General features: G+C 59.9%; 19 protein-coding genes. 13 read left to right on the plus strand and 6 right to left on the minus strand.

Features of this window, described 5'->3' with window-relative positions; all coding sequences use genetic code 11:
* The first annotated feature begins 148 nt into the window (after positions 1 to 148).
* From cysD to AB3G45_RS28175, 6 genes are all read left to right on the plus strand, one after another.
* Positions 149 to 1051, plus strand: coding sequence for a sulfate adenylyltransferase subunit CysD (gene cysD, locus AB3G45_RS28150; RefSeq protein ID WP_367833838.1), 903 nt, complete (start codon positions 149 to 151; stop codon positions 1049 to 1051).
* Positions 1051 to 2952: a sulfate adenylyltransferase subunit CysN gene (cysN, locus tag AB3G45_RS28155; RefSeq protein ID WP_367833839.1), complete on the plus strand. Its 1902-nt coding sequence runs from the start codon at positions 1051 to 1053 to the stop codon at positions 2950 to 2952. The genes cysD and cysN overlap by 1 nt, the downstream gene beginning before the upstream one ends.
* Positions 2953 to 2998: 46 nt before the next feature.
* The gene (locus AB3G45_RS28160) at positions 2999 to 4276 is read left to right on the plus strand and encodes a capsular polysaccharide biosynthesis protein (protein WP_367833840.1); all 1278 of its coding nucleotides are present in this window, start codon (positions 2999 to 3001) and stop codon (positions 4274 to 4276) included.
* 14 nt (positions 4277 to 4290) lie between these two features.
* Complete coding sequence (locus AB3G45_RS28165) at positions 4291 to 7017, plus strand: tetratricopeptide repeat protein (protein WP_367833919.1); 2727 nt, start codon at positions 4291 to 4293, stop codon at positions 7015 to 7017.
* A gap of 192 nt (positions 7018 to 7209) precedes the next feature.
* Positions 7210 to 9543 carry a glycosyltransferase gene (locus tag AB3G45_RS28170; protein WP_367833841.1) on the plus strand — a complete coding sequence of 778 codons (2334 nt, stop codon included), beginning with the start codon at positions 7210 to 7212 and terminating at the stop codon, positions 9541 to 9543.
* Positions 9544 to 9621: 78 nt separating this feature from the next.
* The gene (locus AB3G45_RS28175) at positions 9622 to 10620 is read left to right on the plus strand and encodes a hypothetical protein (RefSeq protein ID WP_367833842.1); all 999 of its coding nucleotides are present in this window, start codon (positions 9622 to 9624) and stop codon (positions 10618 to 10620) included.
* Here AB3G45_RS28175 and rfbC read toward each other — a convergent pair.
* Together rfbC and rfbA are read right to left on the minus strand one after the other, a co-directional pair.
* Positions 10617 to 11168, minus strand: a complete 552-nt coding sequence (rfbC, locus tag AB3G45_RS28180) for a dTDP-4-dehydrorhamnose 3,5-epimerase (protein ID WP_367833843.1) — start codon at positions 11166 to 11168, stop codon at positions 10617 to 10619. The two genes, AB3G45_RS28175 and rfbC, sit on opposite strands and share 4 nt — an antisense overlap.
* On the minus strand, positions 11165 to 12049 hold the full coding sequence (gene rfbA, locus AB3G45_RS28185) for a glucose-1-phosphate thymidylyltransferase RfbA (protein ID WP_367833844.1): 885 nt from the start codon (positions 12047 to 12049) through the stop codon (positions 11165 to 11167). Before rfbA ends, rfbC begins: the two co-directional genes overlap by 4 nt.
* Positions 12050 to 12211: 162 nt before the next feature.
* Here rfbA and rfbB point away from each other — a divergent pair, with 162 nt between their 5' ends.
* The 3 genes from rfbB to AB3G45_RS28200 are packed head-to-tail and all read left to right on the plus strand — an operon-like array spanning position 12212 to position 15553.
* Complete coding sequence (gene rfbB, locus AB3G45_RS28190) at positions 12212 to 13276, plus strand: dTDP-glucose 4,6-dehydratase (protein ID WP_367833845.1); 1065 nt, start codon at positions 12212 to 12214, stop codon at positions 13274 to 13276.
* A 14-nt stretch (positions 13277 to 13290) separates the two neighbouring features.
* Positions 13291 to 14205: a dTDP-4-dehydrorhamnose reductase gene (gene rfbD, locus AB3G45_RS28195; RefSeq protein ID WP_367833846.1), complete on the plus strand. Its 915-nt coding sequence runs from the start codon at positions 13291 to 13293 to the stop codon at positions 14203 to 14205.
* A gap of 13 nt (positions 14206 to 14218) precedes the next feature.
* Entirely contained in the window at positions 14219 to 15553 is a 1335-nt protein-coding gene (locus AB3G45_RS28200; protein WP_367833847.1) for a hypothetical protein, read from the plus strand.
* A gap of 76 nt (positions 15554 to 15629) precedes the next feature.
* Here the strand turns inward: AB3G45_RS28200 and AB3G45_RS28205 are convergent, their stop codons facing one another.
* The gene (locus AB3G45_RS28205; protein WP_367833848.1) at positions 15630 to 16631 is read right to left on the minus strand and encodes a class I SAM-dependent methyltransferase; all 1002 of its coding nucleotides are present in this window, start codon (positions 16629 to 16631) and stop codon (positions 15630 to 15632) included.
* A 112-nt stretch (positions 16632 to 16743) separates the two neighbouring features.
* Positions 16744 to 17619: a M23 family metallopeptidase gene (locus AB3G45_RS28210; RefSeq protein ID WP_367833849.1), complete on the minus strand. Its 876-nt coding sequence runs from the start codon at positions 17617 to 17619 to the stop codon at positions 16744 to 16746.
* Between the two features lie 232 nt (positions 17620 to 17851).
* Between AB3G45_RS28210 and AB3G45_RS28215 the strand changes: the two genes are divergently transcribed.
* The 3 genes from AB3G45_RS28215 to AB3G45_RS28225 all read left to right on the plus strand — a co-directional run bounded on the left by AB3G45_RS28215 (position 17852) and on the right by AB3G45_RS28225 (position 21866).
* Positions 17852 to 19564: a beta-1,6-N-acetylglucosaminyltransferase gene (locus tag AB3G45_RS28215; protein ID WP_367833850.1), complete on the plus strand. Its 1713-nt coding sequence runs from the start codon at positions 17852 to 17854 to the stop codon at positions 19562 to 19564.
* On the plus strand, positions 19557 to 20564 hold the full coding sequence (locus tag AB3G45_RS28220) for a glycosyltransferase family 2 protein (protein WP_367833851.1): 1008 nt from the start codon (positions 19557 to 19559) through the stop codon (positions 20562 to 20564). Before AB3G45_RS28215 ends, AB3G45_RS28220 begins: the two co-directional genes overlap by 8 nt.
* An 87-nt stretch (positions 20565 to 20651) precedes the next feature.
* Positions 20652 to 21866, plus strand: a complete 1215-nt coding sequence (locus AB3G45_RS28225) for a glycosyltransferase (RefSeq protein WP_367833852.1) — start codon at positions 20652 to 20654, stop codon at positions 21864 to 21866.
* A gap of 27 nt (positions 21867 to 21893) precedes the next feature.
* Here AB3G45_RS28225 and AB3G45_RS28230 read toward each other — a convergent pair whose 3' ends face one another.
* Together AB3G45_RS28230 and AB3G45_RS28235 are read right to left on the minus strand one after the other, a co-directional pair.
* Positions 21894 to 22634 (minus strand): sulfotransferase, encoded by a 741-nt coding sequence (locus AB3G45_RS28230; RefSeq protein ID WP_367833853.1) that lies wholly within the window; start codon positions 22632 to 22634, stop codon positions 21894 to 21896.
* On the minus strand, positions 22549 to 24027 hold the full coding sequence (locus AB3G45_RS28235) for a hypothetical protein (RefSeq protein ID WP_367833854.1): 1479 nt from the start codon (positions 24025 to 24027) through the stop codon (positions 22549 to 22551). Before AB3G45_RS28235 ends, AB3G45_RS28230 begins: the two co-directional genes overlap by 86 nt.
* Positions 24028 to 24204: 177 nt before the next feature.
* Between AB3G45_RS28235 and AB3G45_RS28240 the strand changes: the two genes are divergently transcribed.
* Positions 24205 to 24492, plus strand: coding sequence for a hypothetical protein (locus AB3G45_RS28240; protein ID WP_367833855.1), 288 nt, complete (start codon positions 24205 to 24207; stop codon positions 24490 to 24492).
* Positions 24493 to 24533: the final 41 nt, after the last annotated feature.

Here is a 24533-nt window from a genome sequence, read left to right on the forward strand (position 1 = left end):
CATGGCGTCGCGGGATATAACCAAGAGGAGGCCTTTTCCGCCAGAGCGGATCGCCGCCGCCCCATGGCCGTGCGCCAGAAAGCCTTTTGCTATCGCACGGGTGTTATGCAAAGAGAACGGGATGTTCAATGGACTATCGGAGCACGCGTTGACGTCTCTCACACATCTCCAGCGGCTGGAAGCGGAGGCGATCCATATCTTCCGGGAGGTCGCGGCGACCTTTGCCAGGCCGGTGATGCTCTATTCGGTGGGCAAGGATTCCTCCGTCATGCTGCATCTGGCGATGAAGGCCTTTTATCCGGCAAAGCCGCCCTTTCCCTTCCTGCATGTCGATACGACCTGGAAATTCAAGGAGATGATTGCCTTTCGCGATCGCATGGCGGCCGAGCGTGGCTTCGATCTCCTCGTCCATGTCAACCCCGAGGGTATAGAGCAGGGCATCTCGCCCTTCACGCACGGCTCCAGCATCCACACCCATGTGATGAAGACGGCGGCGCTGCGCCAGGCGCTCGACAAGTATGGTTTCGACGCGGCCTTCGGCGGGGCGCGGCGCGACGAGGAGAAGTCGCGCGCCAAGGAGCGCATCTTCTCCTTCCGCAACGCGGCTCACGCCTGGGATCCCAAGAACCAGCGCCCGGAAATGTGGAAAACCTACAATACGCGCGTCGCACTGGGCGAATCGATCCGCGTCTTCCCGCTTTCCAACTGGACCGAGCTCGACATCTGGCAATACATCCTGAAGGAGAACATCCCGATCGTGCCGCTCTATTTCGCGGCGCGCCGGCCGGTCGTCGAGCGGGACGGCATGCTGGTCATGGTGGACGACGAGCGCATGCCGATCGGTAAGGACGACAGGATCGAGGAGCGCCTGGTGCGCTTCCGCACGCTCGGCTGCTATCCGCTCACCGGCGCGATCGAGTCCGAGGCGGCGACGCTGGAGGACATCGTGCGGGAAATGCTGACGGCGCGCACCTCCGAGCGCCAGGGCCGGATGATCGACAAGGACGAGGCCGGCTCGATGGAGAAGAAGAAGCGCGAGGGGTATTTCTGATGGCGACTGTCGCTTCGGATCTCTCCGTCAAGGGAATTGCCGACTATCTGCGCGAGCAGGAGAACAAGTCGCTTCTGCGCTTCCTCACCTGCGGTTCGGTGGACGACGGCAAGTCGACCCTGATCGGCCGCCTGCTCTACGACACCAAGCTGATCTTCGAGGACCAGCTCGCCGCCCTCGAGCGCGACAGCCGCAAGCATGGCACGGCCGGCGACGAGATCGACTTCGCGCTCCTGGTCGACGGACTGGAGGCCGAGCGCGAGCAGGGCATCACCATCGATGTCGCCTACCGCTTCTTCGCCACCGACCGGCGGAAGTTCATCGTCGCCGACACGCCCGGCCACGAGGAATATACGCGCAACATGGCCACAGGCGCCTCAACGGCCGACCTTGCCGTCGTGCTGGTCGACGCGCGCCAGGGTATTTTGCGCCAGACCCGCCGGCATGCCTATATCGCTTCGCTGCTCGGCATCCGGCACATCGTGCTCGCCGTCAACAAGATCGACCTCGTCGGCTACGACCGGGCGGTGTTCGACGGCATCGTTAAAGATTTCAAGGCCTTTGCCGGCGATCTCGGCTTTGCCACGATCCAGCCGATCCCGCTGTCGGCCCGCCACGGCGACAATGTCACACGCGCCTCGCAGAACACGCCCTGGTATTCGGGGCCGCATCTGCTCGATCATCTGGAGACGGTTCCGGTCGAACAGGACAATCGCGAAAAGCCTTTCCGCTTTCCCGTTCAGTATGTCTCCCGTCCAGACCTCGACTTTCGTGGTTTTGCCGGGCAGGTCGCCTCGGGCACGATCGCTGTCGGCGATAGGGTGACCGTCGCCAAGTCCGGCCAGTCGACGCGGATCAAGGAGATTGTCACCCAGGATGGATCGCTCGAGCGGGCCGTGGAAGGGCAAGCGGTGACGCTGGTCCTCGAGGACCAGCTCGAAGTCTCGCGCGGCAACATGCTGGCCGCGCCCGACGACCGGCCGACCGTCGCCGACCAGTTCCAGGCCCATGTCATCTGGTTCGACGCCACCGCGCTGATCCCCGGCCGCAGCTATATCCTGCGCACGGAGACGGACAGCGTCGAAGCGACGGTGACGGCCCTCAAATACGAGGTCGATATCAACACCTTCGCCCATCTCGCCGCCAAGGCGCTGCACATGAACGGCGTCGGGGTGTGCAACTTCGCCGCCCGGGCGCCGATCGTCTTCGACAGCTATGCCGCCAACCGCGTGACCGGCAATTTCGTCCTGATCGACCGGATGAGCAACCGCACGGTCGGCGCCGGCATGATCGATTTCGGGCTGCGCCGGGCCGACAACGTGCACTGGCAGGCGATGGAGGTCGACCGCACGGCGCGGGCGGTCCTCAAGCACCAGAAGGCGGCGGTCGTCTGGTTCACGGGCCTTTCGGGCTCCGGCAAGTCGACGGTCGCCAACCATCTGGAAAAGCTGCTGCATGCCGAGGGTCGCCACACCTACATGCTCGACGGCGACAATGTCCGCCACGGCCTCAACAAGGATCTCGGCTTCACCGCCGAGGACCGCGTCGAGAACATCCGCCGGGTGGCCGAGGTCGCCAGGCTGATGACCGATGCCGGTTTGATCGTGCTCGTCTCCTTCATCTCGCCCTTCCGCTCGGAGCGGCAGCTTGCGCGCGACCTGATGGTCGAGGGCGAGTTCATCGAGGTGTTCGTCGACACGCCCATCGAGGAATGCGCGCGGCGCGACCCGAAGGGGCTCTACAAGAAGGCCATGCGCGGCGAGCTTGCCAATTTCACGGGCATCAGTTCGCCCTATGAGGCGCCGGAAAATCCCGAAGTGCATCTTACGACCGTTGGGACCGATCCGGACGAGCTGGCGATGCGGGTCCATGCGCTTCTCGAAAGCCGGATGGGGGGATGATCGACCGCTTCCCGGCGCTCCGCCGGGAAGCCTAGACGATAGAGCGATGACGATCGATACCCCCAGGATCCCGACCTTTGCGCTCCAGATGAACGGCTGGAAGCGCGCCGTCTTCCAGGCCTTCTTTCCGGAGCGCCGCTTCGTCTACCTGCCGCTGAACGTCACGGCGGAGGCGATCGAGCGCAGATGGATGGCGCGCATCGCCGCGACGAGGGGGGCGGAGGTCTTCATCTGGGGCCACAATCTGCCGGCCAATCTCGAAGCCTTCGTGCGGGAGAGGAATATTCCCTGCTTCTTCATCGAGGACGGTTTCCTGCGCTCGAACCGGCCCAATGCCGCTCGCACACCGCCTTTGTCGCTGTCGCTCGACAGTCGCCGGCCCTATTTCGACAGCCGGGGACCGTCCGACCTGGAAGTGATGCTGGAGACGCACGACTTTTCAGCCGACCAGGCGCTTCTGGAGCGGGCGAGACAGGGCATCCGCCTCATCGTGGAAGGCGGCCTCAGCAAGTACAACACGGTGTCCAGCCTCTCGCTACCCGCGCTTCTCGGTGAGAAGACGAAGAAGCGCGTGCTCGTCATCGGCCAGGTCGAGGACGACGCGTCGATCCTCTACGGCTGCGACCGCAAGTTCGGCAACAACGATCTCGTGCGGCTCGCCGCCGCCGAGAATCCGGATGCCGAGATCCTCTACAAGCCACATCCCGATATCCTGAACGGCGTCCGCGACGCCCGGTCGGATCCGCAGGAGGTCGCCCATCTCTGCCGCATCATCAGGGAGAAGCTGCCGCTCGCCCAATCCTTCGAGACGATCGACAAGGCCTATGCGATCACCTCGCTCGGCGGCTTCGAGGCGCTTTTGCGCAAGATTCCGCTGACCGTGCTCGGCTGTCCGTTCTATGCCGGGTGGGGGCTGACCGACGACCGGCAGCCCAATGCGCGGCGCACCCGCCGGCGCACGGTAGAGGAGGTCTTCGCCGCCGCCTATCTTCTCTATCCGACCTATTTCGAGCCGAAGACGGGTGCGCGCTACACGTTCGAACAGGCCGTCGAGTGGCTGAGGCTGCGGCTTGCGAACCCGGAAGACTACGAGAACGAGTTCGGCGATGCCGGGCCGGGCGAATGGCGGCCCTGGGGCGCCTATGGCATTCTCGGCTGGCGCCATCTTCTGCCTTTCGTCCTGCTTCCCATCATCGGCTTGAGGGGCAACAAACGGCTTGTCGAAAAATACAGGGCCAACCCGATCCGGTTCTTCCGCGAAAGGACATCCCTGAAAGCCCGCATCATCGGACGGATTCTCTATCCGTTCGATGCACGAAAGTAAGAGGAGGCCGCGCCGTGTCCGAGACCCCGATCATCACGGCCGTCATACCGGTACGTCTCTCCACCGACCGGCTTTACGACGAGCCTGAACGGATCGCGCGGATCATCACGACGTTGCCTTCGGGCTATGTGCCGCTCATCGTCGACTACGGAACGGCGGCGGAAAGGGCAGGGGAGCTGCGCGACCTTGCCGCGGCGACCGGAACGCGGCTGGTGCGCGTGGAAACGGGCGAAGAGCCCTTCAGCGTCGGCCACGCGCGCGATATCGGCACGCAGCAGGCCGAAACGCCGCTGATCCTCTATCACGACATCGATTTCCTGATGTCGCCCCGCAGCTACGAGCGTGTGCTGGAGGAAACCCGGCTGCGCGGCATGCCGGACAATGCCTATACCTTCTTCGCCCTGCCCGGCGCCTATCTGACGGAGGATTTCACGCAGCGCTATCTGGAGCTTTTCGCAGAAGGGGAGGCCGCTTTCGCCGACACCCTGCTGCATGACGGCGTGATGCGGCGGGACCGGACGATCTTCGAGAACCACACCTATGCGATCTCCGCGATCGTCGCGAGCCGCTATCATCTCCTGGCGGTGGGCGGTCATGACAAGAGCTTCGTCGGGCATGGCGCGGAGGATTTCGAACTGCTGCACCGGCTGGCGAGCTACACGCCGCGGGGGCCGAAGACCGGCAACTACCATCTCAACCTGCGCAAGAACTCGATCCTGCGCTACGAAGGGTTCCGGGCTTATTTCGCGCTCTATGGCATCGACGTCTTCCAGCGCGGCCTGCAGGTCGCCCATCTCTGGCATCCGCGGCGGCTGGACACCAGCTATGTCGCGCCGATGACGGAGAACCAGGAACGGGTCTCGCAGGCCATGGCGGATTACGACGCGGGGCTTTCATGGCTGCCACCGCTGGAGGATCCGCACGCCGCCGAATACACGCTGGTGCTCGTGAAGGATTACAAGGCGCCGCCCCTCAAGGCGCTCCGGCATGCTTTTCCCGCCTTTGGCCGTTACCGCATCCGGCTGGAAGGTGAATTTGGAGATGGTGCTCAATTGCTCCAGCATGTGGAGGAACAGGGCTTCACGCGGACCTTCTTCCTCAACCCTTACGGCAACACTCACCGTCGAGCCCTTTACGAAGCCGTAAAGGCGGCAGGCCGGCGCTTTGTGACCTGGGATCGAGGGGGGCTGCACGAGAGCTGGTTCTTCGATGCCGGCGGCTTTCTCGCCGAAAGCAAGTCCTATGAGCCGGAAATCTGGGACAAGCCGCTCGACAGTTCTGCACGGCAACGCATGCTGGATTGGTTCGAGGCGCACAGGGACAGTCCGACCCTCGAGGAGAATGGCGCGCGGGTCGGCGCCGAGGCGCTCGGCGAACAACTCGGCGTGAATGGGCGCAAGGTGGTCTTCGTGGCTCTGCAAAGACCGGAGGATACGGCAACGCGCTTCTTCGCCGGCCCTTGCGGCGATACCGAGGGTTTCAATGCCTGGATTGCGCACCTGGCTTCCGGGCTCGATCCGCAGACCCATCTTGTCCTGGTCAAGCAGCACCCCCTCGAAGGCGGGGAGCCGTCGATCCCGGGTGTGCGCTTTGTGGCTGAGGATACCCATGTGATGGACCTGATCGACCTTGCGGCATCGGTGGTCGTCATCAATTCCGGGGTCGGCCTGATCGCGCTTTCCAGCGGCAAACCCGTCATCTGCTGCGGCCAGGCCTATTATGCCCATGATGGATTGGCGCGTGCGGTTTCGAGCAAGGAGGAGCTCATTGCGGCGGTCGACGAGACCGCCTTGCCGGATGAGGAGAAGCGGCTACGGTTCTTCCGGTACCTGGTCGAGGATTTCTATGCGTTCGGCGCGCCGAGCTATGTGAGCGCGGTGGGCAGGAATGACGAGAAGATCCGGCGCGTTAACCGTATCATTTTTTCATCCATCCGTGGCCTGACGGACCGCCCGGTCGAACTGGGCACGCTTCCCGGACTGGTTCCGCTCAGGGCCGCCCTTTATTTTTCCTATGGTGGCCAGGAGGCGGTGCAGGAGGAGACTCTTTCCATCAACCGGCTCATCGGGATGGGGAATACGGCCTATGCAAACGGGGATCGCGCCGGGGCGCTCCGCTGGTTCGAGGCGGCGAACAGGCGGCAGCCGAACAACCGAAACCTTGCCCGTGCTATGGCCGCCCTCGGCAAGGATGCCTATGCGGCGGGGCAAAAGGACGAGGCGCTTCGCCTGTTCGCCATCGCCCATGACTGGACCCCCGACGACAGGAGCCTCTTCCGCTCCCTCGTCGACCTGGGCAAGGCGGAACGTGCAGCGGGGCGTCACGGCGAGGCGGTCCGCCTGTTCGAAATGGCATATAGCTGGGCTCCGGACGACAGGCACCTTTACCGCATGCTTCTGGAGACAGGGGTCGAGCGACACGGTGGTCCTCTGGCGGATATGATGCTAATGCCCGTTTCGAGATTGAACGAGCGGGCGCGGGCGGCCTTCGGGAGAGGGGATTTCAAGGAGGCGACCTGGCTTTTCGAGATCCTCCATGCGCGGGAGCCGAAGGAGGTCGAGCATCTTCGGTGTCTGGCGGAATGCCATGTCAGGACGGGTGCGCGGGGCAGGGCCTTACAGTGCCTGCGCGAGGCCTTGAAGCTCACTCCGGGGAACAAGAGGATTATGCGTAGGATACGAAAAGTGAGTCTTCCCCGATGGCTGCGCCCGTTGTTTCCGGGTAAGCCGTTCCTGGCCTGAGAGCTGGACAGGAATTTCAAACAGAGCCAAAGAATCGCCAGATGCGGACGAAACGGTGACGACCCGCCCGTTCGCTCCAGGCACAAAGGTACTTAAATGATCTGCGCGGATACCCCTGACGCCATCAATGGAAACGCTTCGAGTGATCCGGCCATGCAGGCAGGAAAGCCTGTCACGGCAGAAGATATCACCATGGTTTTCTGCGTCCGGCTGCACGAGGGAAATCCCTGGATCGCCGCTCGGCTAGACATGATGGCCGGCTATTACGATCCCTGCCCTCCGATTATCGTTGTGGATTTCGGGTCGGCCTCCTCGCAGGGCGAGATCATCGCCGACATCTGCAAGCGACGGGGCTATGAATACCGCTTTGTCGACGACCGGGGCGTGTTCTCGCTGTCGCTGGCGCGCAATATCGGCGCCTCGCTGTGCAAGACGGATTTCATCTATTTCTGCGACCCGGACTTCATCAGCGAGCGCGATCTCTTCCGCAGGCTGGCGGAGACGGCGAGCGCGCTCGATATGCGCGATGTCGTCGATATCATGCTCAACCCGCCCGCCTTCCATCTCGGGGCGGACGAGACGCGGCAATTTGAGGCTCAGGGCAGCCCGGAAGGACAATCCTCCCTTCTTCGCAGGCTCGGCTTCACCCTCAACTATTCCGCGGTCAGCAAGGAAGAGGAGCGCTATGTCGCGCCCTATTCGAATGTCTTCCTGATTAGCCGGAAAATGTTCTCCTTGGTGGGAGGCTACGATACCACCTTTCGTGGCCATGGATCGGAGGATTTCGAGTTCCTCTTGCGCTTCTGCATCCATACAGGTGTACTGCCTTTGCCGAAGAAGGCGGAAAAGAGCCTTTTTAGTCCCTTAGACGCCAGCTTCTATCACGCCAAGACCTACGAGGGGTTCCGGCGCCTGTTCGAATTGCTGTCGCAGCCAACGGAGGGAACGGGCATCAAGGCCTTTCATCTCCATCATCCGCGTGCGCGCGAACAGGAATGGTATACGTCCGGTGACAGGAAGCGGCAGCAATTCCGTCTTGCGACAGAGAAATATCTCGATCATCATCACCAGCTCCTGGCGGTTGATCATCTCGACCGGGAAAAAACCATCGCCTGCCTTTGCAGGAACAGGGATACATGGGGTTATTTCCTACCGCTTCGCCTCCTGGGCTATAGGATCCTGCCGGTCTTCGAGGACGGCAAAGAAAGGGTCGGCGAAATCCTATCGGGCCTGGAGCGGGGGGACATAGACGACATCGCTATCTTCAATCCCTACATGAAGAGCCATGCTGCCTTCCGCCCCGTCTTCGACCGAGCGAACGCGCTCGGCAGGAAGACCATCGTCGTGGAAAGGGGCGCGCTTCCGGAGACGATCTATTACGCCAGCGACGTCTGCTACAATAACGACAGCTTTTCCGAAGCGGCCTTCCTGAGGGAAACCTTCAGCGAAGAGGAGCTTCAGGGCGCAGGCTGCTACATAGAGGAGCTCCGCCGGGGGAAGAAGACGCTCGAGGAAATGAGGTCCTACGAGGAAACCAGCCTCAAATACCGAAGCGTCCCGGGCGCCGGACGGATCAAGTGCTTCATTCCGCTGCAGCTGGAAGACGACATGGCGGTCACCCTGTTCGTCAAGGGAGAGCAGTCCTACCAGGAATTCCTGGCCTCGTTGCCGTCGCTGATCGAGCAGAATCCCGACGTGACGTTTATCATCAAGCCGCATCCGCTTTCGAAGATCGAGATACCGCTGTCGGGCGAGAATGTCGTCCTTGCCGAGCGGGGCGACAACATCCACGCGGTGCTGGACGCCGTCGACGCCACCCTCTGCTACAATTCAGGGGTAGGCCTTCTTTCGATCCTGCATCAGACCGCCACGATCTCGCTGGGCAATGCCTTCTACAACATGGCGGGCGCTGGATACCGGGCGTCATCGGCGGCGGCCGGTATCGCTGAGCTGAAGAAAGGCGCCGTTAGGCGGCCCGAGCGGGAGCTCGTCATGCGCATCGCCGCCTGGTTCACGCTGCGAAAATATTCCCGCTTCCGGGCGACCGACCATATCCGGGAAATGGAGAAGCGGCGGGCGCACGATTACAAGGACATCGCTGTCACGGAATTCCGCTTCGAAAAGGAATTCCGCCGCCTCGGGCGCATGAGCGAGATCGTTCGCTTCGACTGGATGAGCTACGCCGGCGCCCGGATGTCGCCGATGACCGTCATGTCGAAGCCGGACATGACGAGTGCCGAATCGCTGCGGATGTACGGCTTTGCAGAGTATCGCGAAGGCCGCTATGCAAATGCCGCCCAGCTTCTGGTAAAGGCCTTCGCGGCAAAGCAAAGCCAGCCTAACCTGCTCCGGCACGCCGCGGAAGCCTATCTGATGGCCGGAGATCGCGAAACGGCGATCGCCACGCAGAAGAAGGCCGTCAAGCTTCTGCCGCGAAGCAAGAAGGTCAGGCTGCGCTTGTGGACGATGAAGATGCCGTTCCTCGGGGCGTTCCTCGGGCAGCAGAAACTCGATCGGCCTCAATAATTGTAGATCGTACCAGCAATGTGGAAAATCAGCGCGCGCCGCTTTTGCCTCTCCGTTCCCAGAAGGAAATATCCTTTCGTGGCCGTATCCTCGGCCGGATGGCTGAACAGGACCAACGAATATCTGCCTGAACTCCTGAACGCTGAAAAGCTCATCGTTCCGAAGAACGAGAAGCTGGCGCGAAAGTGCTCCGGCTTTGTTCAGTGGGGGATCCTGGAGAGCGAGACCAAGGAAAAGCTGCGGGGATATGCGGCAAGGCTGGGAAAGCCGCTCGCTTTCATCGAGGACGGCTTCATCCGCTCCCAGGGGCTCGGCCTTTCTGAGGAGCCGGGAAGGTCGATCATTCTGGACGACCTGACTTTCTATTACGACGCGACGAAGCCTTCACGGCTGGAGACGATCCTCAATTCCCCGGAAAGGATCGGCTTCTGGAGCCGCTGGCAGGCGCGCAAGGCCATCGGCTTCATCACGAGCCACAAGGTCACGAAATACAACAATGCGCCCGACGTCCTTCCGCAATCCCTGGCGGGAAAGAAGCATCGACACCGCATCCTCTTGATCGACCAGCGCGCCGGCGACGCTTCCATCGCCGGCGCGCTGGCCTCTGACGAGAATTTCCGCCGCATGCTTGAGAAGGCCTTCGAGAAGGCCGATGCCGAAATCGTCGTCAAGATTCACCCCGATGCGCTGTGCCCGGGAAAATCTTCAGCCATATCACCCTCCCTTGCCGCCTATGAAGGCAACGAGCGATTGACGATCGTCTCGGAGGGGGTGAACCCGTATACGCTCTTCTCTGCCGTCGACGAGGTCTATGTCGTAGCATCCGGCATGGGTTTCGAGGCCTTGATGGCGGGAAAGCCGGTCACCTGCTTCGGCGTTCCCTATTATGCCGGCTGGGGCGTGACGACGGACATGGTCGACATACCCCGCCGCACGCAAAGGCGGACGATCGAGGACATATTCTTCATTTCCTGGATTTTGCTGTCCCGCTACGTCGATCCGAAGACCCGTCGCCTCGTGTCGATCATGAAGGCCGCAAGGACCATGGTGAAGGACCGCGGCGCGGCAGGACTTTAGAAAACCTCCGCCTCGGCCAGCCGGACGGCGGTGCGGTCCTTGTCGGAAAGTTGCAATTCATCGCCGGCGACCGGCCAGTCGATGGCGATGTCCGGATCGCCGTAGTGGATCGACCGGTCCTGCTCTGGGGAATAGTAGTCCGTCACCTTGTAGACGACTTCCGTATTCTCGGTGAGCGTGACGAAGCCGTGGGCGAAGCCTTTCGGCACCAAAAGCTGGTTCCATTTTTCCGCGGAGAGTTCGACCCCGACCCATTGGGCGAAGGTCGGTGAGCCTCGGCGGATATCGACTGCGACGTCGAAGATCGCGCCGCGCACCACGCGGACGAGCTTGGACTGTGCCCGCGGCGCAAGCTGGTAGTGCAGGCCGCGCAGCACGCCGCGCCTTGCCGAGAGAGAATGATTGTCCTGCACGAAGGTGAGGTCGATGCCGGCGCCTGCAAGGCGGGCGGCATTGTAGGTCTCGGAAAAGAAGCCGCGCGCATCACCGAAGCGGGCAGGTACGATCTCGAGCACGCCTTCAAGCCGGGTAGGGCGTATCTCGCTCATGCCGTGCCGAGCTCCCGGGCGCGCCTGCGCAGATAGTTGGCGTAGTCGCTGCGCCCCATCCGTTCGGCGCGCTGCAGCATCCTGTCCACCGGAAGCCAGCCCATCTCCACGCCGATTTCCTCTGGGCAGGCGATCTTGATGCCCTGCCGGTGTTCGATGGTGCGCACGAAGGCGGAGGCCTCGTGCAGACTGTCGAGCGTGCCCGTGTCGAGCCAGGCATAGCCGCGGCCGAGCTGCTTCACATGCAGCCTGCCGCGCTCCAGATAGGCGCTGTTGACGGCGGTGATCTCCAGTTCGCCGCGGGCGGAGGGCGTCGTGGAAGCGGCGATGTCGACGACGTCGTTGTCGTAGAAATAGAGCCCCGTCACGGCCCAGCTCGATTTCGGAACGGCCGGCTTTTCCTCGATCGAAAGCGCCTTGCCGTTCGCGTCGAATTCCACCACGCCGTAGCGCTGCGGGTCGTTGACGTAATAGGCGAAGACGGACGCGCCGCTTTCGCGCGCCGCCGCCTGCCGGCAGAGGTCGGACAATCCCTCGCCGAAGAAGATGTTGTCGCCGAGGACCATGGCGACCGACGAGGAACCGATGAACTCGCGGCCGATGATGAAGGCCTCGGCGAGCCCGTTCGGCTGGGGCTGCACGGCATAGGAAAGCTCTATGCCGAAATCCTCGCCATTGCCGAGCAGCTCCTGGAACAGGGGCAGGTCGCGCGGGGTGGAGATGATGAGGATCTCGCGGATGCCCGCCAGCATGAGGACGCTGAGGGGATAGTAGATCATCGGCTTGTCGTAGATCGGCAGGATCTGCTTCGACACCGCGATGGTGAGGGGATAAAGGCGCGTGCCGCTTCCCCCCGCCAGAATGATACCTTTGAACGCCATATGCGATTGACCAGTCATTAACGAGGAATCGGGCCGAACCTCGCATGAAAGAAGCCCGCCTTGCAACACTTGCGCGGGACGCCGATAGGCATCGGCCCGTCCTTGCCCCGAAAGTTCCCCTTCGGGTAAAGGTGAAGTCCCTATTCAGACAGGAGGGCTTGCATGCGCGTACTCATCACCGGCGGAGCCGGCTTCATCGGATCGGCCGTCGTCCGGCATCTCGTCCTCGAAAAGCGCTACGAGGTCCTGAACATCGACAAGCTCACCTATGCCGGCACGCAGACTTCGCTTGAGGCCGTTCGCGACGCGGCCAACTATCGTTTCCTGCGCGCCGATATCTGCGACGGGGAGGCTATGACGCGGGCGTTCGCGGATTTTGCGCCCGACCGGATCATGCACCTGGCGGCCGAGAGCCATGTCGACCGCTCGATCAACGGGGCACAGGATTTCATCAACACCAACATCGTCGGCACCTTCATGCTCCTGGAATGCGCCAGGGCCTATTGGAGCGCCCTGGAGCCGGCGCGAAGGCATGCCTTCCGCTTCCTGCATGTCTCGACGGACGAGGTCTACGGATCGCTCGGCGAGGAGGGCCTGTTCACCGAGACGACGGCCTACGATCCGAGTTCCCCCTATTCGGCCTCCAAGGCCGCATCCGACCATCTCGTCAAAGCATGGGCGCGCACCTACGGGCTGCCGGTGGTGGTCTCCAACTGCTCCAATAATTACGGCCCCTACCATTTTCCGGAAAAACTGATCCCGCTGATGATCCTCAACGCCATGGAGGGCAAACCGCTGCCCGTCTACGGCAACGGCGCGAATGTGCGCGACTGGCTCTATGTCGAGGATCATGCCCGCGCCCTCGACATCATCGCGGAGCGCGGCCGGATTGGGGAAACCTACAACGTGGGCGGCCGCAACGAGCGGCGCAACATCGATGTGGTGACGCGGATCTGCGGGCTGATGGACAGCCTGCGCCCGCGCGCAATGCCGCACGACCGGCTCATCGCCTATGTCACCGACCGGCCGGGCCACGATGCCCGCTACGCGATCGATGCGACCAAGCTCGAAACGGAGCTGGGCTGGCGGGCGCAGGAGACGTTCGAGACCGGCATCGAAAAGACCGTGCGCTGGTATCTCGACAATGAGTGGTGGTGGAGACCCTTGCGAGAGCGTTATTCTGGCACACGGCTCGGCCTGCCGGGCGACGCACTCAAAACCGGCTAGTTAGTGAGGGAAAAATGGAGCGCAAGCGCATGGTTGTAACGGGCCGGGAAGGACAGGTCGTCCGCTCGCTCCTGGAGCGTGGAGCCTTGAACGGGGCGTTCGACATCGTGGCGCTGGGACGGCCGCAGCTTGACCTTTGTTATCCGGACGGGATCGATGCGGCCCTTCGGCAAGCCCGACCGAACGTCATCGTCTCGGCTGCAGCCTATACGGCCGTGGACCGTGCGGAAACCGAGGAGGCGGAAGCCCATGTTGTCAATGCGATTGCGCCAGGACGGATTGCCGCGACGGCGGCAAGGCTCGGCGTGCCCGTCATCCACCTTTCCACCGATTACGTCTTCGACGGTGAGAAACCGAAACCCTATCTGGAAACGGATCCGGTCGGGCCGGCAAGCGCCTATGGACGCACGAAGCTTGCCGGCGAGCGCGCGGTGGCGGCAGCGACGGAGAACCACGTCATCCTGCGCACGGCTTGGGTCTACAGCCCCTTCGGCCGGAACTTCCTGAAGACCATGCTGCAGCTTGCTGAAAGCCGCGACCGGATCAACGTGGTGGACGATCAATTCGGTAATCCGACTTCCGCACTCGATATTGCCGATGCAATCCTGGCGGTTGCCGGCAATATTCTGGAAAAAGGCGCAGTGTCTCTTCGTGGGGTCTTCCACATGACGGGGTCCGGCGAGGCGAGCTGGGCGGATTTCGCTACAGAGATTCTTGCTATATCTGCCCGCTATAGCGGGCCTGTCGCCGCCATCGACAGGATACCATCCTGCGCCTATCCGACGCTTTCACGCCGCCCAACCAATTCGCGGCTCGATTGCAGAAAATTGGAACGAGCGTACGGTGTACGTCTCGGTGATTGGAAATGTGGAACAGCCGAAATTGTCGAGCGGCTTATCAAGAAAAGTATCACAAAAAATATATCGTGATGATGGGGGATTCATGAGCGCTTTCGACCAGGATATGTCTACGCTTGTCGAATGCTATTCAAATACAGACATTCCAGACCTCACAGATTCTAGCTTCGACGCGCATCGTTCCTTTGATGATCAGGTATTGATATTTGGAGTGGCGACACGCTGCGGTATCCATATGCCGATTCTGCGGCAATATCTTCTAGATAATGTGAAAAATTCTGCGCAAAATAATATGGCACGAGAAAGCTTGACGGAACTGTTCTGGTTTTTGTTCTCACAGAAGGCATGGGAGAAGATTGACTGGTTGTTGAGAACAGCCGACATCAGAGGCCTTCCCGATCACATAGCCGATCTTTGCTTTTTGGCATTCTACAGAATGCAGAAGAAGCGGTTGATGAGTGGAAAAGGTATTTTAAATTTCAAGCGAGATGCCGACTTTGTCAGAGAGCATCTTGTCGACGTTTGGCCGAATGCCGGAATGCGGCATGAAGCCTATAATGCGATGCTGCTGCATGCCACGGGCTCAACCAATGAGGCGAGAAGAATATTTTCGGCGCTCGATGGGACGGTCTTTATCGAGCCATTTGCCGGTATCTCAAGTGTCCTGATGAATCCGGATGTGGCAGCCTGTCCGGGTAGCCCGTCGCTCGAGATAATTCCATGTCAGGCAAAACATGTGACCCTTCTTTCATTGGATAGGTCATATTTCGAAAAATATGCTTTTCTGGCAGCGCGTAGATATGCACAGACCAATCCCAGCAACGGGCTTCACTTTCACTGCGTGGGTTTTGATCCTCGAGAGACGATCGCCAGTTGGGGGTTGTCGTTGGCGATTGGTGTGACGATTGACCGGGAAGATTTGCATGCGCTGAGCTCCCGCCAGCAGCGCGGTTACTTCGCCGGTGCGCGTTTCCTGCATCTTTCTCGATATGTCGATCTGTACCAAGCGGTATTCGTCGCCGATGTCGATGGACATGTTTCGAGGGATATAGCGCTGATGGTTGAAGAGCACCAGGACGCCGATATCGTAATGACGACGAAAGTCCTCGACCCAGCCAGGGAAATAATGCGTCTTCCATGGGAAGCTGTCAGCGCCGGTTCGTTACTTGTACGGGCCACTGCTGGCGGTGCGAAGTTTGCGCGGCAACTGGGGAAGTATCTGTATACCGTTGTCCAGAACGGAAAAGCCTTGGGGCGCCCGATCTGGTATGCAGATCAGACGGCCCTCTTCTATTGCTGGTACGATGCGTCTAGTGATGTGCGATTTGCCACCTTCACGAAGGTTGCGTTCGTTCAAAGAGGATCCTGGCAGCTTTTTGAAGGGGAGCGCGAGCGGTTGCAGTTTCTGGCCACCGACTGACCGGTCCGATGCAAGCCGATCCGGTCAGGGTCAATGTCAGCAAAGATGCGTAGTGGCCTTGGTATGATTAAGTGGTTTAGTCACGACGCACGATATAGAGATCGTGACGGTTTCCGGTTCGCCCGACAGATCGGCTTACAATCGATAGGTCTGGTGGAAGCATGGTTTTCAGATACTCTGGGGAAATAAACATCAATCCCCATTCTGCTGTATCGGCATCTTCGATTAGATGCAGATCTGGCTGGTAGCCGACTTCCTTGAACGCTTGGAAATAATAACCAGACCTCTTGTAGGTATCCACCAGATCCATAAGGAAGCCTTCGCGGGTCCATTTTTCATGTCCTGTATATCGATCGTATCGAGGGCTTGGAATATTAAGGAGGATGCGGGAGGCGACGTCATGGGGACCGTGGGTCGAGAAAAGGAAATGCCCGCCTTTTTTTAAGACCCGTCGCATTTCAGCAAACCATTGGCGCCCCGCACTGGGTGAGAAATGAGTCCAGATGCTTTTGGCGATGATTATGTCAAATTGTTCGTCATCGAACGGAAGCGGAGGGCTTTGTTTACTGACGGTAGCACTTACACCGCCCACATTTTTCTGAAGCCAATCAACGGAATCTTGCGCAGGGTCAACGCCAAAAAGTTGTATTTTCGAAGGAAATGCACGCCGTAATACGGCGAGATTACGCCCTGAGCTACAGCCGAAATCAAGTAGAGTTCCTTTGATTTGGATGCCGGCAGATAACAACTCGCTAAGTACCATGTCTGTGTTCTTGAAATCATAGAAGATCTGGTACTGTCCTGGTACGAAGTGAATGGGCGATGGCGGAATATCGATCGCAAGGTCTGCCCGGATTCGCTGATCCCTCGGTGCGGTCATCAGCCATTTGCTCAACTGAGCATAGGGAAAGGCGCCGTCTTCCGGTTTTGTCAGCTGGCTATCAACAATAATTTGAGAAAGGATTTGGCTGGAGGCAGGTGAGAACTGAGGATGCATGTCCCGCCGAAGGGTTTCATCATCTTCCCATACAATTTCTGCGCGATGCTCCTTTAAAAAACTCTCGAAGACTTTTTCCACTACATTTTCCTTGTCTACATGTTAGGTTGTAAAACATACCTGTAAGCCATTGCAAAGAACAGACATTCGGCTACGGCTAGTCATATATTGAACTTGGTATCATGCCTTGCTCCTATTGGACAATGGCGACCAAACTGGCGCTCCTTGCAATAGTGTCGCCTTGTTTGACGGAGACATCTATCTCATAGCGCCCCGGGGGAAGCGTCCGTTTCCGGCCGGCGAAGGCGGAGAAGGTGGCTTTGTCCCGGTCGAGCGGCTCGCTGGTGTGGTCGATGAGAGTGTTTCCCCGAGCGTCCTTCAGGATGAGCTTGATCGTGTTTCCTTTCTTGAGGTTCGCGAACCAGGCCCAGGCGACGAACAGCTCGTCGCTCGAAGACACCTGCGGCGGCGGGCCTTCTTCGACAAGAGCCTGATGATCGATCGGCGTGCCGGCGAGCCCGGAGGCGAGAATTTCCGGCTTCGTCAAGTCGAGTTTTTCGACGATGTCGCGGGAAAAAAGCGAGGCTTCCTGTGGGAAAGCCGATGTGCAGCCCTCCGACAGCTTGCGTCCTGTCAGGGGATCGAGCGGCTCGCCATTGCGGGAAACGGTGATGTGGACATGTGGGAACTGGGCAAGGCCGGACGAGCCGATTTCCCCGAGGCGATCGCCCTTACGTACGTCTTGTTCGGGCTGGACTGTCAGGCTCCCCTTTCGCAGGTGGCAATACTGGACCCCGTAACCGTTTTCCATCTGCATGACGAGGCCATTGCCGCATTCTTTTCCGGCAATTTTCGTCCGGTCTTCTTCCGTCTCGACGAGATGGTCGGCTTCTCCGTCCCGAATGCGCAGCACCTTGCCGTCGGCGACGGCGATCACGGCATAGCCCTCCTCCATGTCCTTCATCGACAGGATGCGCAGATCCGTTCCCTTGTGGCCGTCATAGGACTGGCTGCCGCACAGGGGATCGGCGACGCCTCCGCCCGCGTCCATGTCGGGATATTGCTGCATGAAGCACGTCTTGCCGAGCTCGCATTGCGCCGGCAGCCCGAGTTCGAGCGCCAGGGCGGGCGATGTGAGCAGGAAGGGGGCAAGAACGGTCGATGCCAAGAGGAAGGGAACGTTTTGCAATGGGTTTTCCTGACTTGAAGGATTGATCGGAACAGGCTTGCCGAGCGGTGGCGACGGTTGACTGCCGGGCCGGCGAAGCTCTACCTAGCAGCCGCAAGGAGACAGGCGGAATATGGCCATTTTAGCGTTCGTCTTGATAGCGCACGAGCCGGCGGAGGTCGTCGAAAAATCGATCGACATGCTGCTTCAGGCCGACGGCGAATGCCTGGTCGCCGTGCATTACGACGGCAATTCCCCGTCCACGGAATTTGCCGGGCTCAAGCGGCGCTATGGCGGAGAGGAGCGCGTGCTCCTCGTCGAGGACAGGGCGCGTTGCGGCTGGGGGCAGTTCGGCATCGTCGACGGGACGGTCCGCGCCCTTCGCCTGCTGGCCGCATCGGGCAAGGCCTATACCCATGCCTATCTGGTGAGTTGCTCCTGCTGGCCGGTCCGGCCGGTCGCCGAGCTCAGGCAGTTCCTCGACTGTAACGGCGCGGTCGATTTCATCGAAAGCCATGACGAGCGCTGGATGACGGGCGGCCTGCGGCAGGAGCGCTATACGCTGCGCCATCCCTTTAGCTTCACCCGCCGGCGCGGGCTGTTCGAAGCTAGTGTCCGCCTTCAGCGCAGGCTGGGGATCAGGCGGAAGGTTCCGGCCGCCCTGACGCCGCGCTACGGATCGCAATGGTGGTGCCTGCGGCGGGAAACGATTGCCGGAATCCTGCGCTGGGTGGACGAGAATCCCGCCGGCTACCGTTTCTTCCGGCATGTCTGGATTCCGGACGAGACCTTCTTCCAGACAGTCGTCCATGCGCTCGGCGGGGCGGTGGCCCCCGGCTATATCCCGACCCTCTATACGTTCAACGCCCATGGCAAGCCGATCGTCTTTTACGACGACCATCTTGCCTGGCTTTTGCAGCAACCGCATTTCTTCGCGCGGAAGATCGCGCAATCGGCGACCCGTTGCCGCGCCGCGCTGTCGGCGCAGGCAGTCTTGCCGCAGCCGGCCGGCCGGGCGATCCTCGCCGTGCCGCAGACTGAAAGACGCATGCCCCCGCGGATCGAAACCGATCCGGCCTACGGGCAGATCTTCGATCCGGCTTCCAGCATCCGCAACTGGCCGAAGAACATCGAGACGATGCGCCATCCGAGCGCCGTCCTCTTCGGGCCGCCGCAACTGACCCGGCTTGCGGCCAAGATCCTGCGCGCCTCGGGCGATCTTGCCGTCATGGGACGGCTCTTCCATGCCGACCGGATCGAGTTCCAACCGGGGCAGTCGTCCTTTTACGGCCTGCAGGCCGACGAGGTGACGCTGCGCGACTATGACCGGGCGCTTTACCTGTCGCGGATCGTGTCCCGTTGCGAGCATCTGCCCGTCTTCGAGCTCTGCCCCGGCGACGATCCCGTCTTGGAGAAGATCGTCCTGGAAAACGAGCGGACCTTCATCGCGATCCCGCTCCTGCCGGGTGGCCGGTTGCCGGCCTGGCGCTTCCTGTTCTGGTATCTGGCCCTGCCGGAGCGGCAACGGGCGGCCATCGATGCGGCGGAGTATCGCTTCGACCGTCTGCGGCACACGGAGGAAGCGGCGGCAAGGCATTTCGGCCAGAAACAGGTCGCGGCGGTGGATCGCAGGCTGTTCGACCCGGCGGCCGGTGCGGGCCTGGTGTTCTCGGGTGCCGGCGCCCTGCCCGATCCCGCGTGGACGGCGTCGATCCGGTTTCTGCACGGCGCGCGCGTGGACCCCCTGTTGAAATCCCTCGACAGGGCGGCCGGCCAACTTGCCGGAGAGGACTGGCGGCTGCTGGCTCCGTCCTTTGCCGGGGAAACTGCGGGAAGCCATGGCTAGGAAATTCAAGCATCGTCTCGTCGACAGCCGCGCCTATAATTTCGTCCTTTCGCGCTGGCAGAACCTGCGTTTCGGCAGCCAGCTGCGCTGCGTGCAGAACCGCCTTCGCAAGGGCGACGCCTGCATTCTTTTCAGTTGCCTGCGCAACGAGATGCACAGGATCGATTTCTTCTATCGGTACTACAAGGCGCTGGGCGTCGATCACTTCGTGTTCGTCGACAACGGTTCCACGGACGGCTTTCGCGAATGGAGCGCCGGCAAGGACGACGTTTCGGTCTGGCATACCGACAAGGGCTACAAGAAGGCCGGCTTCGGCATCCACTGGTGCAATTTCCTGCTGCAGAAATACGGGACGGGCAAGCTCTGCGTGACGGTCGATCCGGACGAGGTCCTCGTCTATCCCCATATGGAAACCAGGACGCTCAAGGATCTCGGCCAGCACCTGAAGGAGATCGGCTGGCCCTGCCTGCATGTGCTGATGCTTGATGCCTATAGCGACAAGCCGATCGACGAAACGGTCATGGCGCCGGGCGAGGACCCCTTCGCCATCTGCCCCTGGTTCGACCGTGACGGCTATGTGCAGAGATCAAACTACATGTCGGGGACCTTTGTGCAGGGCGGCCCGCGGCTGCGGTCCTTCAATCGCGAGACCCCCCGGGAAGCGCCGGCGCTCAATAAGATGCCGGTCGTCTGGTGGCAGAAGCACTACCGCTACCAGAGCTCCGCGCATCTCATGTGGCCCTGGTCGCTCAACCGGACGTCCATGAAGACCGGCATCCCCCTGTCGGGCGCCCTTTTCCACTTCAAGTTCGTCTCCTCCCTGCAACAGAAGGTGGACGAGGAAATGACCCGCCGCCAGCACTACGGCGGCAGCCGGGAATACAAGCGCTACAGGGAAAACATCCACGGGACTCTCTATCTCGATGGCGTAAGCATTAAATATGAGGGAACGGATCAGCTTATTGCGCTTAAGTTAATGTGCCTGGGGGAGTGGGTTTGATGATGACAAGTGTTTTCCTATTTATCCGGAAAATACATCTATGTAATTCCTATGATTTAATTCAGTATAATATTGAAGATAATTGACATGAGTAGAATTCTGTTCGTTCATAATTTTTTCCCCGGTCAATTTGGTTTCCTGGCTAATGCTCTGGTACAATTTGGGCATGAAGTTGTGGCCTTGGGAGGCAAGCCATCTGTTGATATGCCGGGTGTTTCTCTCGTGCGCTGGCATCATAAGCGTGGAACGACGCCCAATATCCTGCCGGCTGCCATACGGGCTGAAGCCGACATGATACGCGCTGCGGCTGCCTTGGAAGCTGGCAGGGGGCTTGCCGAGCGCGGGTTTTCGCCTGATGTGATTGTGGGGCATCCCGGTTGGGGAGAAACCCTTTATCTCAAGGAGCTTTGGCCCGATGCCCGGCTCATCCTCTATGCTGAATTCTTCTATAGCTCTACTGGCGGTGAGCTTGGTTTTGATCCGGAATTTGGTGAGGTCACCCTGGCTGAACGCTGCCGAGCGGTCTCAAAAAGCGCCACGCTGGCGCTGGCATATTCACAGGCCAACCGGCTTGTATCCCCGACGCCCTTTCAGGCAAGTCGCCTGCCGGAGAGTTTTCTATCGCGTACGGCTATCATTCATGAAGGGGTCGACCTCAAAGAGGTCCTCCCTACCCCCGATGCCAGCATCACTATCGGCGGGAAGACGTTCGGTGGGGACCGGCCAGTGGTCACCTTCGCAAGCCGGGTCCTTGAGCCCTTGCGGGGCTGCCATACGTTTTTCCGATCTCTTCCCAAGATACTGGAAGACGTGCCAGACGCGGAAATCGTTATTGTGGGTGAGGAAACGGGCGCAGGCTATGGCCTGGGCCCGCCTGAGAATGAAACCTGGAGGAGCTATTTCTGGAAGGAGATCGAAGACAGGATCGATCCCACGCGTATCCATTTCGTAGGCTGGCTGCCGAACAAGACCTTGAATGCCCTCATGTCAATCGCAAGAGCGCATGTCTATCTGACCTATCCCTTTGTTCTGTCTTGGTCTCTTCTGGAGGCCATGGCTTGCGAAGCCCTTGTGATCGGATCTGATACTCCGCCACTCCATGACGTTATCACCGACGGTGAGAATGGCCTTCTCGTCGACTTCCTGAGACCCGATCTGCTTGCCGAGGCCGTCATCCAAGCCTGCCGTCATCCTGACTGGTTTAAAGGAATGCGTAGGGCGGCGCGGCAATCCATCCTCACGCGCTACGATCGCCAGAACGTTTGTCTACCTCAATGGCTGGACCTCATTCGCTCCGCATGACCTGGCGGATGAAGCATTGGCAGAGCGTTAATAGGAATGACGCGTTTCCATGACCTTCTTATAGGTTTCGGGATCGAACGGAACGCCGAGAAACTCCGTCAGCTTGCGGGCGTGCTCCGGCCCTTTGACCAGTTCTTCATATTCGACGTGAAAGGTGTTTGGAGCCGTAGCGAAAGCGTTGTCCCGCAACCGCTGGTCCATGCTGCGGATCGTGGCGTAGGAATGGGCGGTATCCTTCCACCAACTGCTCTTGGAGGTGGCGAGGATGTCACGATGGTTGAAGATAATCCTCACATCTCCGAAGATTTCCATAACATCGGACAGGAAGACATCGAGATCCTTGATCTCGTTCCAATTGATGCGGATCTCCTTGCATCCGACAACTTTTGCGTCCCCCGGCGGGTTCAGAATAGATTCCACGAAAACCTTGCGTAAAGTGCCACGCATTTCCTCGGGCTTGATCAGGTCGGCCCCATACCAGGGGTGAACCGCCAGCATGGATTTTTTGGCAACCTGCCCCTTCGTTTCCTTGGCGGATCGGTAAAAGCTGCACAGATGTGCGAGTGCATTGTAGTTTTCTCCGCGAATGCAGAAACCCGGCAAGCTGTTGAGGTAGCCCATCAACAAAGTTGAGCCGGAGCGGCCGTAGGTAAAAATAAAGATGTAGCGATAGGAATCGTGCCTACTTGGAGCCTTCTTGGAGGAATTCGAAGCGCCAGCGGTTTTTGGCGTCGAGAGTTTGCTGATTAAGCTTCGAAATGATTTCATAGAGTTCAAAGGTCCTCTCAACGCTGGACACGTCGCTGATAACGGCGCTCTCGTAGTCCCGGTCTTGCTTGATATAGATTTCCCTGATCGAGAGAAACTTCGAGTTCAAGGACGTGGCTTCCATGCCGTTGGCGCTCATGACCCTGCCGGTCGCGTAGTCTTCCAGGATATGCTGATATTTTGGCAGGGGCGTCGATGCAATGAGGTTCGCGGCCTTCCGGCTCAGGAAATAGCCGCCCTGCCCGTCATACCAGGTCTGCTCTGGATCGATCTCGAAGATCAGGCCGGCAAGCTGCTTGTTGAAGACGGCGGTGCTGTGCCAGTCGAATGCGGTCCGGCTGCCGAGATTGACGTCGCTGCCGATGTAATCGAACTGCTCGTAGGCGAATTCCAGAAGCTTCTGGACATTGAGAAGGCAATCGTCGTCCAGCTTGAAATAATGGTCGGCATCGACGATGCGCGAGGCAGCGGAAACGCCGTGCCAGATTTTGTGCGACAGATATTCGTAGGTATCGGGAACCGGCAGGATCAGCCGGTCTTCGACGAGCAACGCTTCGGATTGCTCGGGATGCCCCTCGATGAAGTAGACGTCGATATTGGCAAGGCGCGTATCCTTGGCCCAGGTGTCGCGAATGGCCTGCTGCTTGTGGCGGTTCTTCTTGCAACTCACGACGAGAACGGCAAGCTTGCCGCGCCGTTTTATGTGGGTGGTCTTCTTATGATCGCGCAGCAGGATCGGGGCATCCGCCAGCCGCACCTCATCGATATCCCATGCCAGGCTCGTCCTGGGCGTCGGCGCCGGTGCGTGAAGCGGATGGCGGCCGGCAATATCTTCCGCCGACAAATGCAGCTTTCCGTCGACCTCCACAAAATAGGTCTGCTTTCCGATGGAAAAGGCCTGGAGGTCTCCCGGTTGCGCTTCATCGAGCAGAAGAAAGTCGTCCGTCCGGCTGCGCAGTCTCTTGTCGCGGACGACTTCGGCCAGGCGGGCCGCATCCGTCTCCGAATCGAGAAGGACGACATTGCGATGCCGGGCTTCGGACAGGACCCTGTTCATGAAAAGGGCGCCTTTGAGCTTGCGCAAAGCGCCGTCGCTTTTGACGGTCATCTCGACAACCGACGTGCGGATATTGAAATGCGTGCTTTGCAGACCGACGAAGAAACTGTGGCGAAACAGGCTTGAATTGTGAACGACGACGACGAGCTCGTCGACGGAGGAACTGACCTTTTCGGCCAGACGGCTGAAGGCCTCTTCATTTCCGTCCCACAGATAGAGAGCCGAAAGCCCGGGTTTCAGGTCTTCCGCTTCTCCGAGCGCCCGTAGCCGCGAGCCGAGCCCCATGCGGAACCTGTATTCGGGAAAGAACCGCCAGCGCCGGGCAAGAGCCTCCATAACCGGCTCGTCATCGCCGATCGTAAGATAGCGGAAATTGCTGTAGACACTCCAGACGATGGATTCGGGGAAGGCCTTGCAGGGAAATTCCAGCCGGAAATCTTTCAGTTCCAGGATGAAGGTTTTACCCTCCAGGAAGAGCTTCCCCTTGATCTCCTGCCCCTTGAAGGGAAAGTCATGCGTCTGCGGCTTGCTCCAGGCGCCCGCATAGCGATCCTTGATGGAGAGCTGGCCCGCCTCCCTGTCGAATTCCACATGGAAGAGGACAACGTCGGCGAGGCTATCCACGATATGGAAATAGAGCCGGGCTTCCTTGTCGAGAGCGGAGACGGAAAAGCGGAGAGGACTATTGAACCTCTTGATGATCTTCACTCTGTTCATTCGAACAACTCCACTCCTTTAAGTTTTCTGCAGCTAGAACATGTCGCGCGAAACGGTTGGGCGTTTTCGGTAACGAGAACGTAAAAATAAAGATCTAAAGCGCAGGATACAGGTATAGATCACCT

It is taken from the genome of Shinella sp. S4-D37 (genome assembly GCF_040812195.1).
In the GTDB taxonomy this organism is placed as follows: domain Bacteria; phylum Pseudomonadota; class Alphaproteobacteria; order Rhizobiales; family Rhizobiaceae; genus Shinella.